Source organism: Streptomyces sp. NPDC048462, assembly GCF_043200175.1.
Taxonomy (GTDB): domain Bacteria; phylum Actinomycetota; class Actinomycetes; order Streptomycetales; family Streptomycetaceae; genus Streptomyces.
The window spans coordinates 395,015-406,968 of record NZ_JBICXG010000003.1; the positions used below are offsets into that span (position 1 = coordinate 395,015).

The 11,954-nt window shown below is 72.7% G+C and carries 10 protein-coding genes; 6 read left to right on the forward strand and 4 right to left on the reverse strand.

The window, feature by feature from the left end; all coding sequences use genetic code 11:
* The first annotated feature begins 16 nt into the window (after positions 1-16).
* Both ACGFU6_RS07775 and ACGFU6_RS07780 read left to right on the forward strand, forming a co-directional pair.
* Entirely contained in the window at positions 17-676 is a 660-nt protein-coding gene (locus ACGFU6_RS07775) for a class I SAM-dependent methyltransferase (RefSeq protein ID WP_393608825.1), read from the forward strand.
* A gap of 65 nt (positions 677-741) precedes the next feature.
* Positions 742-1,299, forward strand: a complete 558-nt coding sequence (locus tag ACGFU6_RS07780) for an SMI1/KNR4 family protein (RefSeq protein WP_393608826.1) — start codon at positions 742-744, stop codon at positions 1,297-1,299.
* 30 nt (positions 1,300-1,329) lie between these two features.
* On the opposite strand, the gene ACGFU6_RS07785 is transcribed toward ACGFU6_RS07780, so the two are convergent.
* The gene (locus ACGFU6_RS07785; RefSeq protein WP_393608828.1) at positions 1,330-2,493 is read right to left on the reverse strand and encodes an ABC transporter ATP-binding protein; all 1,164 of its coding nucleotides are present in this window, start codon (positions 2,491-2,493) and stop codon (positions 1,330-1,332) included.
* A 105-nt stretch (positions 2,494-2,598) separates the two neighbouring features.
* Here ACGFU6_RS07785 and ACGFU6_RS07790 point away from each other — a divergent pair, with 105 nt between their 5' ends.
* The gene (locus ACGFU6_RS07790) at positions 2,599-3,894 is read left to right on the forward strand and encodes an alpha/beta fold hydrolase (protein WP_393608830.1); all 1,296 of its coding nucleotides are present in this window, start codon (positions 2,599-2,601) and stop codon (positions 3,892-3,894) included.
* A 110-nt stretch (positions 3,895-4,004) separates the two neighbouring features.
* On the opposite strand, the gene ACGFU6_RS07795 is transcribed toward ACGFU6_RS07790, so the two are convergent.
* Positions 4,005-4,577 carry a rhodanese-like domain-containing protein gene (locus tag ACGFU6_RS07795; RefSeq protein ID WP_393608831.1) on the reverse strand — a complete coding sequence of 191 codons (573 nt, stop codon included), beginning with the start codon at positions 4,575-4,577 and terminating at the stop codon, positions 4,005-4,007.
* A 181-nt stretch (positions 4,578-4,758) separates the two neighbouring features.
* On the reverse strand, positions 4,759-6,210 hold the full coding sequence (gene argG, locus ACGFU6_RS07800; RefSeq protein ID WP_123529971.1) for an argininosuccinate synthase: 1,452 nt from the start codon (positions 6,208-6,210) through the stop codon (positions 4,759-4,761).
* Between the two features lie 148 nt (positions 6,211-6,358).
* Here argG and ACGFU6_RS07805 point away from each other — a divergent pair, with 148 nt between their 5' ends.
* Together ACGFU6_RS07805 and ACGFU6_RS07810 are read left to right on the forward strand one after the other, a co-directional pair.
* The gene (locus tag ACGFU6_RS07805) at positions 6,359-7,090 is read left to right on the forward strand and encodes a PIG-L deacetylase family protein (RefSeq protein WP_393608833.1); all 732 of its coding nucleotides are present in this window, start codon (positions 6,359-6,361) and stop codon (positions 7,088-7,090) included.
* 92 nt (positions 7,091-7,182) lie between these two features.
* The gene (locus tag ACGFU6_RS07810; protein WP_393608835.1) at positions 7,183-8,016 is read left to right on the forward strand and encodes an enoyl-CoA hydratase/isomerase family protein; all 834 of its coding nucleotides are present in this window, start codon (positions 7,183-7,185) and stop codon (positions 8,014-8,016) included.
* 1 nt (position 8,017) lies between these two features.
* Here ACGFU6_RS07810 and ACGFU6_RS07815 read toward each other — a convergent pair whose 3' ends face one another.
* Entirely contained in the window at positions 8,018-9,013 is a 996-nt protein-coding gene (locus ACGFU6_RS07815) for an SDR family oxidoreductase (protein ID WP_393608837.1), read from the reverse strand.
* Between the two features lie 145 nt (positions 9,014-9,158).
* On the opposite strand from ACGFU6_RS07815, the gene ACGFU6_RS07820 reads away from it, so the two are divergent.
* Positions 9,159-11,837 carry a beta-N-acetylglucosaminidase domain-containing protein gene (locus tag ACGFU6_RS07820; RefSeq protein WP_393608838.1) on the forward strand — a complete coding sequence of 893 codons (2,679 nt, stop codon included), beginning with the start codon at positions 9,159-9,161 and terminating at the stop codon, positions 11,835-11,837.
* The last annotated feature ends 117 nt before the right edge of the window (positions 11,838-11,954 follow it).

The following is an 11,954-nucleotide window of genomic DNA, read 5'->3' on the forward strand; positions in this document are numbered from 1 at the left end:
CTTTGGAGTCGCCCGCATGTCTGAGCTCTCCTACCTCGCCGCCGTCCGGGAGTCGTACGACACCGTCGCCGCCGACTACGTCGAACGGGTCAAGACCCCGGCGCAGTTGGACCCGCTGTCCCGGGGGATGCTGGACGTCTTCGCGGAAGTGGCACGGACGGCCGGCCTCGGACCGGTCGCCGACCTGGGCTGCGGGCCCGGCAGAGTCACGGCCCACCTCGCTGCGCGGCAGGTGGACGTGTTCGGGCTGGACCTGTCGCCCGCCATGGTCGAGCTGGCCCGTGGCGCCCACCCGGAACTGCGCTTCGGTGTCGGCTCGATGACCGACCTCCCGGTCGAGGACGCCGCACTCGGCGGCATCCTCGCGTACTACTCCACCCACCACACCCCGCCCGAGCTGCTCCCCGTGGTGTTCGGCGAGTTCCACCGCACTCTCGCGCCGGGCGGCTGTCTGATGCCGGCCGGCCATGTGGGGGCCGGCCAGCACCTGCGTCCCACAAAGGCGTACGGCGGGCATCCGGTGTCCTACGAGTCCTACCTGCTGCCGCCCGACCGGATCGCCGGGCTCCTGAAGCAGGCCGGGTTCGCCCTCACCGCGCGCCTGGTGGAGGAACCCGGCGAGGGGGCCGAGCGGACCTACGCCACCTTCCTCGCCCTCAAGCCCGAACGGCCCTGAGAGCCGCGATCCGTGCGGTCGACCTGGGCAGCGACATGTCAGAGGGGTCTGGCAGCATCACGGTCATGACCGACATGGACGATCTCGTGCGACGCGTCGCCGTCCGGGCCGCATCGGACAACGCGGACCTGCCCGCGCCGCTCGACGATGCCCGGATCGCGGCGGCCGAGGCCCACCTCGGCTTCGCGCTGCACCCGCTGCTCGCCCGTCTGTACCGCGAGGTCGCCGACGGCGGCTTCGGCCCCGACTACCGACTGCTGCCGCTGTCCGGTCCGGACTCCGGCGTGACCGGCGAATACCTGACGCTACGTGAGACAGTCGTCGCGGCGGAGCACCCGGAGTGGCCCGAAGGCGTCGTACCGATCCTTACCTGGGGCTGCGGCATGTACGCGGGCGTCGACTGCCGCAGTGAAGACGGCCAGGTCCTGCTCTTCGACCCGAACCCGTACGGCGGCGGATCGTGGGAGCACTGCTGGTTCCTGGATTCCGCGGGCCTCGCGGGGTGGCTGGAGACCTGGCTCGCGGGGACGGGCTGGTTCGAGGAGGACGCCTACGAGAGGGACGACGTGGCCGAACCCGAGCCGTGGGACGGGGCCGGGAGCCGGCTGTCCGCCGGCGTGTAGCCGGACACGAGCGGGAGGCACGCGCCCCGCTCAGGCGTCCGCCACCGAATCGAACTCGACCTCGTCACGTCCCACGCCCTGCGCGTCCGCGTCCACCGACCGGCGAAGCGCCTCGTGCAGCTTCGCCGGGGTCAGGACACCGAGGAACCGCGCCCCGTCCAGGACCGCCACCCACCCGGCGTCGTGCTGGAGCATCTCGCTGAACGCCTGCTTCAGGGGCGCGCCGACCGGCACCCACGCGTCCATCCGGCGGGCCAGTTCGCCCACCGTGCCGGCCTCCCCGGCGATCCGCAACGCGTCCGCCGACACCCAGCCGTGCAGCTCGCCCGTACCGTTCAGGACGACCGCCCACCGTGAGCCCGCGGCCCCGAGCCGGGCCGCCGCCACCCGGACCGGCTCGTCCAGCCGGGCGACCGGCGGCTCCTCCAGGTCCTCGGGTTCGATCGTGGTGACCGAGAGCCGCTTGAGGCCCCGGTCGGCGCCGACGAACCGGGCCACGTACGGGGTGGCGGGGGAGCCGAGCACCGCCCCCGGACTGTCGAACTGCTCGATGCGGCCCTCCCCGTACACCGCGATCCGGTCGCCCATCCGCACCGCCTCCTCGATGTCGTGGGTGACCATCAGGACCGTCTTCCTGACCGTGGCCTGCAGGCTCAGGAACTCGTTCTGCAGCCGCTCCCGCACCACCGGGTCCACCGCGCCGAACGGTTCGTCCATCAGGAGCACCGGCGGATCGGCGGCCAGCGCCCGTGCCACACCGACCCGCTGGCGCTGACCGCCGGAGAGCTGCGCCGGGTAGCGGGAGCCGTACGTCGCCGGATCCAGGCCCACCAGATCCAGGAGTTCGGCCGCCCGCTCCCGGGCCCTGGACCGCTTCCAGCCGATCAGCGCCGGGACGGTGGCGGTGTTGTCGAGGACCGTGCGGTGCGGGAAGAGTCCGACCTGCTGGATGACGTAGCCGATCCCGCGGCGCAGCTTCACCGGGTCGACCGTGGAGATGTCCTCGCCGCCCACCAGAATTCGCCCCGAGGTCGGCTCGATCAGCCGGTTGACCATCATCATCGTGGTGGTCTTGCCGCAGCCGGACGGGCCGACCAGGGTGACGAGCTCACCCTCGGCGACCTCGAAGGACAGTTCGTGGACGGCCGTCGTACCGTCCGGATAGACCTTGCCGACCTGCTCGAACCGGATCATGACTGCACGTTAGGAGGCGGCCGGTTCCACCGCACACGGGCCGGGACCGTCCGGGGCACACGGGTGTGCTGAACTGTCCGGGAAACATCGGATTCAGGAGCACCCTTGAACAGCTACCGGCAGCCCGGTCTCGTCCTCACCGACCGTCACTTCACCGTGCCGCTCGATCACACCGACCCGGGCGGTGAGCAGATCGAGATCTTCGGCCGGGAGGTGGTGGCCGCTTCCAGGGCCGCCGACGAGCTGCCGTGGCTGCTGTACCTGGAGGGCGGACCCGGCTTCGGCGCCCGCCGCTTCACCGGCGCGGAGGCCTGGCTGGGCCGCGCCGTGCGGGAGTTCCGGGTGCTGCTCCTGGACCAGCGCGGCACCGGACTGTCCACCCCGGCCAACCGGCAGACGCTGCCGCTGCGCGGCGGCCCCCGCGAGCAGGCCGACTACCTAGCGCACTTCCGGTCCGACAGCATCGTGCGGGACTGCGAGCTGATCCGGCCGGCGCTGACCGGCGGCGCGCCCTGGACGGTGCTCGGCCAGTCCTTCGGCGGCTTCTGCGCCGTGCGCTACCTCTGCGCCGCGCCCGAGGGGCTCAGCACCGTCCTGATCACCGGCGGCCTGCCCTCGCTCGACGCCCACCCGGACGACGTCTACCGGGCCGCGTACCCGAGGATCGAGCGGAAGGTCGCTGCGCACTACGCCCGCTACCCGCAGGATGTCGAGCGCGCCCGCGAAATCACCGCGCACCTCGCGGAGCACCACCCCGAGAGCGCCGGACACCGGCTGACACCCGAGGGGTTCCAGTCGCTCGGCATCATGCTCGGCGGCGGCAGCGGCAGCCACCAGCTCCACTACCTGCTGGAGAACGCCTTCGTCCGCACCCCGCACGGCACCGAACTCTCCGACACCTTCCAGGAGGCCATGCGCACGGCCTGTTCGTTCGCCGGGCATCCGCTGTACGCGCTCCTGCACGAGGCGATCTACAGCCAGGGCGAACGCCCCACCGACTGGGCGGCCGAGCGGGTGCGCGCCGAGTTCCCGCAGTTCGACGCGGCGGCGGCGCTCCGGGGCGACGGCCCGGTCCTGTTCACCGGCGAGAGCATCCACCCCTGGCACTTCGACGTGGACCCGGCCCTGCGCCCGCTGCGCGAGACGGCCGAACTGCTCGCCGGCCGAGGCGGCTGGGAGCCGCTGTACGACACGGAGCGGCTGGCCGCCAACGAGGTACCGGTGGCCGCCGCCGTCTACCACGACGACATGTACGTGGACACGGCCCACGCGCTGCGTACGGCCGCCGCGATCCGGGGGCTGCGCACCTGGGTGACCGACGAGTACGAGCACGACGGGCTGCGCGCGGGCGGCCCGAGGGTCCTGGACCGGCTGCTCGCCCTGGTCCGCGACGAGGCCTGAGGCACCGGCGGGGCCCGGGGCGTCAGCGAGGTCCGGGGCTGCCGCGAGGTCCGGAGCCGCGGCGGCGCCCGGATCTCGCCCCGAGCCGTTCCCCGGTGTGCGGGCGGCGGTCAGCCCTGGAGGGCGTCCAGCGTCGCGTTCAGGTTCGTCGCCGCCCGAGGGTCACGGTTGTGGGGGAGCCTGGACAGGGCGGCCGCGATGCCGCACCTGCCGGTCACCGCGGAGTACACGAGGCCGCAGCCGATTCCGGCGGACAGCCAGCGCGCGGCCGGGTACCTGACCCCCGCCAGCAGACCGGCCACCACCAGCGAACCGGCGGCGAGCCGCACCTGCCGCTCCAGTGCCCAGCCGCCCCGGGAGCCGGCGGGGCGGTCCAGATCGCGGCCCTCGCCCTCCCAGGCGGAGGTGCCGCCGGAAAGCGTGGCGGCGTCGATGTCGGCGGCCGAGAGGATGTCGCAGGCCCGGGTGGAGCGCACCCCGGAGGCGCAGACCACGAGCAGGGCACCGCGTGCCGAGGCGGACTTGAGCGCGGGGACGGCCTCGGAGAGGCGGTCGAGCGGGATGTTGAGGGCGCCGGGAACATGCCCGGAGGCGTACTCGCCGGGGGCCCGCACATCGATGACGGTGAACTCCGTGAGGCGGGCCGCGGCCTGGGCTGGTGAGAGCGATACGGGGCTGGTCACGAGCGGTGTTTCCTTTCGTTCACCGGGCGGGGCGGGTTCTCGGTCTCTCCTGCCCCGGACCGGCCAGGGTACCCGTCGGGGTATCCGAAGCCGCGGTGAACGAAGTCCCGGGCGGGCCGCGCTCCGCCCGGCCGGGACCTCACCGAAGCATCCCGGCCGGGCGGATCAGTACGCACCAGGATCAGTCGGTGCCGAACTCCATGGCGGCGCGGTCGAGCATCTCGTCGGCGTCGCTCTCGGCCCGGTCGCGGGAGGCGATGACCTCGGCGCCGCCCTGCGGCATCGCACCGATCAGCCCGGTCGAGGCCGCCTGCGCGGCACCGATGAGCGTGGCGTGCGTGTTGCCGACGATGCCGAGATCGGCGTACTGCTCCAGCTTGGCGCGGGAGTCGGCGATGTCCAGGTTGCGCATGGTGAGCTGGCCGATCCGGTCCACCGGGCCGAACGCGGAGTTGTCGGTGCGCTCCATGGACAGCTTGTCCGGGTGGTAGCTGAACGCCGGACCGGAGGTGTTCATGATCGAGTAGTCCTCGCCGCGCCGCAGCCGCAGCGTCACCTCGCCGGTGACGGCGGCGCCGACCCAGCGCTGGAGGGACTCGCGGATCATCAGCGCCTGCGGGTCGAGCCAGCGGCCCTCGTACATGAGACGGCCCAGGCGACGGCCCTCGTTGTGGTACTGCGCGACGGTGTCCTCGTTGTGGATCGCGTTGACCAGCCGCTCGTAGGCGGCGTGCAGCAGGGCCAGGGCCGGGGCCTCGTAGATGCCCCGGCTCTTGGCCTCGATCACCCGGTTCTCGATCTGGTCGGACATGCCCATGCCGTGGCGGCCGCCGATGGCGTTGGCCTCCATCACCAGGTCGACGGCGGAGGCGAACTCCTTGCCGTTGATCGTCACCGGGCGGCCCTGGTCGAAGCCGATCGTGACGTCCTCGGTGGCGATCTCGACCGCCGGGTCCCAGAACCGCACGCCCATGATCGGGTCGACGGTCTCGACGCCGGTGTCGAGGTGCTCCAGGGTCTTGGCCTCGTGGGTGGCGCCCCAGATGTTGGCGTCGGTGGAGTACGCCTTCTCGGTGCTGTCGCGGTAGGGGAGGTCGTGGGCGACCAGCCACTCCGACATCTCCTTGCGGCCGCCCAGCTCGTGGACGAAGTCCGCGTCGAGCCAGGGCTTGTAGATCCGCAGGTGCGGGTTGGCCAGCAGACCGTAGCGGTAGAACCGCTCGATGTCGTTGCCCTTGAACGTCGAGCCGTCGCCCCAGATCTGTACGTTGTCCTCGAGCATCGCCCGGACCAGCAGGGTGCCGGTGACGGCGCGGCCCAGGGGCGTGGTGTTGAAGTAGGCACGCCCGCCCGAGCGGATGTGGAACGCGCCGCAGGTGAGCGCCGCCAGGCCTTCCTCGACCAGCGCCGCACGGCAGTCGACCAGGCGCGCGATCTCGGCGCCGTAGGCCGACGCGCGGCCGGGCACCGACGCGATGTCGGGCTCGTCGTACTGGCCGATGTCGGCGGTGTAGGTGCACGGGACGGCACCCTTGTCGCGCATCCAGGCGACCGCGACGGAGGTGTCGAGGCCACCGGAGAAGGCGATGCCGACGCGCTCGCCGGCGGGCAGGGAGGTAAGAACCTTAGACATAGGAAGAGTATGCGCTATTACGCATGATCATGCAATGTGGGGGCTGTGGGTGTGCCGTCGGTGCGGTCCGGGGAGTGCCCGAGGAAAGCGCGAGGGCGCGGGTGTGTGCCGGCGGGCCGGGTCCGCCCGGTCCGGTTAGCCTGCCGATATGACCGAGCAGCTGGAGCCCATGCCCGAGGACTGGAGGCGCGCGCTCGCCGTCGTGGCGCACCCCGACGATCTGGAGTACGGCTGCGCGGCGGCCGTCGCCGTGTGGACGGACGGCGGCCGCGAGGTCAGCTATCTGCTGGCCTCCCGGGGCGAGGCCGGCATCGACACCGTCGAACCGGCGAAGTGCGCACCGCTGCGCGAGCGGGAGCAGCGCGCGAGCGCGGAGGTCGTCGGCGTCTCCCGGGTGGAGTTCCTGGACCATTGCGACGGGGTCATCGAGTACGGCGTGGAGCTGCGCCGCGACATCGCCGCGGCCGTCCGCCGATACCGGCCCGAGCTCGTCGTCACGCTCAACCACCTCGATACCTGGGGCGGCGTCGCCTGGAACACCCCCGACCACCGCGCGGTCGGGCGTGCGGCCCTGGACGCGGTGGCCGACGCGGGCAACCGCTGGATCTTCCCGGAGCTGACCGAGCAGGGTCTCGAACCGTGGAACGGGGTGCGCTGGGTCGCCGTCGCCGGGTCGGCCACGCCGACGCACGCCCTCGACGTGACGGCCGGACTCGAGCGCTCCGTGCGTTCGCTGCTCGCCCACCGCACGTACATCGAGGTGCTCACGGACCAGGATCCGGAGGAGTACTGCCGCGCCTTCCTCACCGGCAACGCCGAGGCGTCGGGTGAACGGTTCGGCGGCCGGCCCGCCGTCGCCTTCGAGCTGTTCGCGCGCTGAGCCGGCCGGACCCTGGCCGCCCCGGGCGGGTCGCCGTACCCTGTGCCGCACAGCGCATTCTGACGAAGCGTCAGTTAAGGGAGGGGGCGGCGGTGCTCGACATCCTCGATCACGGCATTCCGCACGGCGAGGAGCGGATCACGCTCCGGGTCGAGGACGGCGTGGGTGTGCTGACCCTCTGCCGGCCCGACCGGCTCAACGGCTGGAGCTGGGAGTCCAGCAGGCAGCTCGGCATCATGGCGGACCGGATCAGGTTCGACGGCTCGGTCCGGGCCGTGCTGCTGCGTGGCGAGGGCCGGGCCTTCTGTGCCGGGATCGACGTCACCGCGCCCGGTGGCGCCATCACCGGCCGCTCCCCGTCCGAGCGCACCCAGAACTACTACGAGGGCATCCGCTGGGTGCACGAACGCTTTGCCGCGTTCGCCGGGCTCCCGCAGCCGGTGATCGCGGCCGTCCAGGGCTACTGCCTGGGCTTCGGCTTCGAGCTGGCCCTCATGGCCGACATCCGGATCGCCGCCGATGACGCCGTGTTCGCGCTGCCGGAGGCCGGCATCGGGGTCGCGGTGGACGCGGGCGGCGACATGCGCGTCGCCCGCGATGCCGGGGCGGGCTGGGCGAAGTACCTCGCGCTCACCGGCCGCCGGATCGACGCGGCGACGGCCGAGCGGATCGGCCTGCTCCAGGGCGTCACGCCGCGCGGCGAGCTGGAGGCCACCGCGCGGTCGGTGGCCGAAGCGGTGGCGGCCAACGCCCCCTTGGCCGTACGGCACATCAAGCGTTCGGTCGACGCCTTCGCGGACGCCGGGATGGCGGCCGCGCTCGACCGGACGGCCCTGGCCGCCGCGCTCACCCTCACCTCGCAGGACTGCGCCGAGGGCTACGCGGCCAAGGCCGCCCGCCGGACACCGCACTTCGAGGGCGGCTGACTCACCGCCCGCCGGGGCCGGGCGGGGCGAACGGGCCGCGCCCCAGCTGCTCGCGCACCGGCACCACCGGAGGGGCGACCAGGGAGCGGCGCTGCCAGTTCGCGCCGTCCACCACGAGCGAGTGGCCGGAGACGAATCCGGCGAAGGGCGAGGCCAGGAACGTCGCCGCCCAGCCCAGTTCGCGCGGCAGCCCGACCCGGAGCGCGGGCTGGCGCGCGTCGTGCTCGTGGTGTTCACCGCGTGAGCCCTGCCCGGCACGTGAGCCGTGCTCGCCGTGCCCGTCGGCTCCGTCGCGGCCGGGGTCCGCTTCTCCTGCCCGGTCCAGGTGGCCGCGGATGTCGGCGGTCATGTCCTCGTGCGGCATCAGCCCCGGCACGAGTCCGTTGATCCGGATTCCGTACGGGCCCCACTCCACGGCGAGCGTCTCGACCAGGTTCTTCACCCCGGCCTTGGCGGCGGCCGAGTGGGCGTGGCCGGGGCCGCCGGTCCAGGCGTACGACGCGCCCACGCTGACGATCGAGCCCGCGGTGCCGGCCGCGAGGTGGCGGCGCCCGAACTCCCGCGTGGTGAACCAGGTGCCGGTCAGCGTGATGTCGAGCACCGCCCGCCAGGCGTTCGGTGACAAGTCCTCGGCGGGGGAGGGGAAGTTGGCGGCCGCGTTGTTGACCAGCACTCCCGGGAGCCCGAGTTCGGCCTCGGCCGCGTCGAACACCGCGGCGATCCGGTCGGGGTCGCGGATGTCGGCCGGTGCGGTCATGACCCGGCCGCCGGTCAGCGGGGCCAGCTCGTCCCGGGCGGCGGCGAGCCGTTCGGCGTTCCGGCCGACCAGCACCAGATCCGCGCCCAGCCGGGCGAATTCGGCGGCGATCGCCTTGCCGAGTCCCGAGCCGCCGCCGGTGACCAGCACGACGACGCCGTCGTACGTGCCGGGTGGTAAGGCGCTGGCGCCCAGCGGGGGCGGCGCGGCGAGGCCGGGCGTGTGCATGGGCTCTGTCATGGCGAATAACTACCGCTTCCGAAGGCAAAACTCCAGGTCCACGCAGTGATGTTGTCCAGACCATTGACATGTAAGTGCCAGGATGTTGAATTCGGTGCAGTTGTGTTGCGCGACTCTGATGACTTGAGTGATCAATGGAGGATCTGTGACGCCTCGCCCACCTCGTCTCACCGCCCTGGCCGCGTCGGCGGCCCTGCTCGTCGCCGGCCTGCTGGCCGCGGGTCCCTCCGCGCAGGCGGCCGGCAGCACCGGGGCCGGCGCCCCGACGGAGGCCCGGAACAGCCCGGGGACCCCCGTCATCACCCCGACCCCGCAGTCGGTCAAGAGCCGGTCCGACCGGATCACCATCACTCCCACCGTCACCGTGGTGGCCGGCGAAACGGCCGACGAATCCTCGCTCGCCGTGGTCGAGACCGCCCTGAAGCAGGCCGGTGCACAGCGCGTCGTCCGGAGCACCCGGGCCTCCACGAGCGGGCTCACCGTGCATGTCGGTGACGCAGCCGCGCTCGCCGCCCAGAAGCTCGAAGGCGCCACCGGGCTGCCCGCCGACGGATACGTCCTCGGCATCGGGGCGGGCCGCATCGTCCTCGCGGGCAAGGACACCACCGGCACCTACTACGCGGCGCAGAGCCTGCGCCAGGTACTGCCGCACCGGAAGGGGGCCGGAGCCCGCATCGGCGGACTCGCGGTGCGCGACTGGCCGGGTACCGCCCTGCGCGGCGTCATCGAGGGGTTCTACGGCACTCCCTGGTCGCAGAAGGCCCGGCTCGACCAGCTCGACTACTACGGCGAGCACAAGATGAACATCTACGTGTACTCGCCCAAGGACGACGCCTACCTCCGCGAGAAGTGGCGCGACGCCTACCCGGCCGACCAGCTGGCGCAGATCCGGGAGCTCGCCGACCGGGCCGTCCAGCGGCACGTCGAGTTCACCTACGCGCTCTCTCCCGGGCTGTCGGTCTGCTACAGCTCGGAGGCGGACACCAAGGCCCTCGTCGACAAGTTCCAGACGATCTGGGACATCGGCGTACGGACCTTCGCCGTGCCGCTGGACGACATCAGCTACACCGACTGGAACTGCGACGCCGACAAGGAGAAGTGGGGGACCGGCGGCGGGGCCGCGGGAGCCGCGCAGGCGTACCTGCTGAACCGGGTCAACAAGGAGTTCATCGCCACCCACCCCGGTGCGCAGCCGCTCCAGATGGTCCCCACCGAGTACTACAACATCAGCCAGTCCCCGTACAAGAAGGCGCTCTCCGAGCAGCTCGACCCGGACGTGCTCGTCGAGTGGACCGGCGTCGGAGTCGTCGCACCGACCATGACGAACGCTCAGGCCGACACCGCCCGTGAGGTGTTCGGGCACCCGATCCTGACCTGGGACAACTACCCGGTGAACGACTACGCGACCGACCGGCTGCTCCTCGGCCCGTTCAACGGGCGGGAGAAGGGGCTGCCCGGCAGGCTCGCCGGGATCACCGCCAACCCGATGATCCAGCCGTACGCCTCGAAGCTCTCGCTGTACACCGTCGCGGACTACTCCTGGAACGACGCCGCGTACGACCCGCGCACCTCGTGGGGCAAGGGGCTCAAGGAGTACGCGGACGGCGACGCCCGTACCGAGCAGGCACTGCGCGCCTTCGCCGACGTCAACTACAGCTCGGCGCTCAACACCGACAAGGCGCCGGAACTGGCGGCGGAGGTCGCGCGCTACTGGAAGTCCGGCGACTCGAAGCGGCTCACCACCGTGCTCGGAAACCTCCGCGCAGCCCCCGCCCGGCTGCGCGCGGCACTTCCGGACCGCGGTTTCATCGACGACTCCGGCCCCTGGCTGGACGCCACCGAGGCCTGGGCGACCGCGTCCCGCACGGCCCTGCGCATGGTCGAGGCGGCCCGCGCCGGGAACGGCGCACAGGCCTGGGAGCTCCGGCAGCAGTTGCCCGCCCAGGTCGAGCGGGCCAAGTCCTTCGTGTACACCGGCCTCGGCGGCGGCAAGGTGCCGGTCCACGTCGGTGACGGGGTGCTGGACGGGTTCGTCGACGCGGCCACCGCCGAGCACGACCGGATCCTCGGCGTGAGCGGCCGCCCCGCCGCGTCGACGAGCCTGGGCACCTACCAGGGCAACGCCGCCGCCCGGATGCTCGACGGCGACGACTCCACGTACTTCTGGAGCGACGGCGCGCCTGCCGTGGACGATCAGCTCACCGTCGACCTGGGCGAGTCCAGGGACATCGGCGACATCACGCTGGCCATGGGCAAGCCCGGCAGCACCGATGACTACCTGCACGAAGGCGTGCTCGAGTACTCGGCCGACGGCAGGAGCTGGCAGCCGCTGACCACGTTCTCCGGCAAGCCGGACGTCGCGGCGACCGCGCCCGCCGGTACGAAGGCCCGCTACGTGCGGGCGCGGGCGACGGCGGCCCAGACCAGCTGGGTCGTCGTGCGTGAGTTCCACGTCGCGACGACGGACGGAGCGGTCACCGGCAGCCCTCCCGCGGCCACCGGATCCGCCATGGGCTCGGCCGCCGACGGGGACCCGGGCACGGTCTACCGCGCCGCGCGGGCCCCGCAGGCAGGCGAGTCCATCGAGGTGGGGCTCGGCAGCGCGCGTGCGGTCGGCTCGGTGACGGTCCTGCGGCCGGCCGGTGCCGAGGGCGCGGCGGACATCCAGCTGCGGAGCGCGGACGGCGACTGGCGGACCGTCGGCAGGCTCGGCGGGGCGTACACGTACATCGACACGCACGGCCGGAGCGCCGACGCGGTGCGGGTGGCCTGGCGCCGGGGCGCCGGGGCGCCGCAGATCGCGGAGGTGGTGGTGGGCGAGTAGCGGGGCCGCCCCGTAGTGCGCCCGGCGCCCCCGAGCGGGCGGGCGGGCGCACGGTCATGCCACGGCCCGGGGCCCCGCCGTCCGCCCTCGCGGCCCGGCAGGTCACCGTCCGGCGGA

Coding starts and splice junctions, on each gene's coding strand:
- ACGFU6_RS07775 (WP_393608825.1), top strand. CDS start 17: ATGTCTGAGCTCTCCTACCTCGCCGCCGTCCGGGAGTCGTACGACACC.
- ACGFU6_RS07780 (WP_393608826.1), top strand. CDS start 742: ATGACCGACATGGACGATCTCGTGCGACGCGTCGCCGTCCGGGCCGCA.
- ACGFU6_RS07785 (WP_393608828.1), bottom strand. CDS start 2,493: ATGATCCGGTTCGAGCAGGTCGGCAAGGTCTATCCGGACGGTACGACG.
- argG (WP_123529971.1), bottom strand. CDS start 6,210: ATGTCTAAGGTTCTTACCTCCCTGCCCGCCGGCGAGCGCGTCGGCATC.
- ACGFU6_RS07805 (WP_393608833.1), top strand. CDS start 6,359: ATGACCGAGCAGCTGGAGCCCATGCCCGAGGACTGGAGGCGCGCGCTC.
- ACGFU6_RS07815 (WP_393608837.1), bottom strand. CDS start 9,013: ATGACAGAGCCCATGCACACGCCCGGCCTCGCCGCGCCGCCCCCGCTG.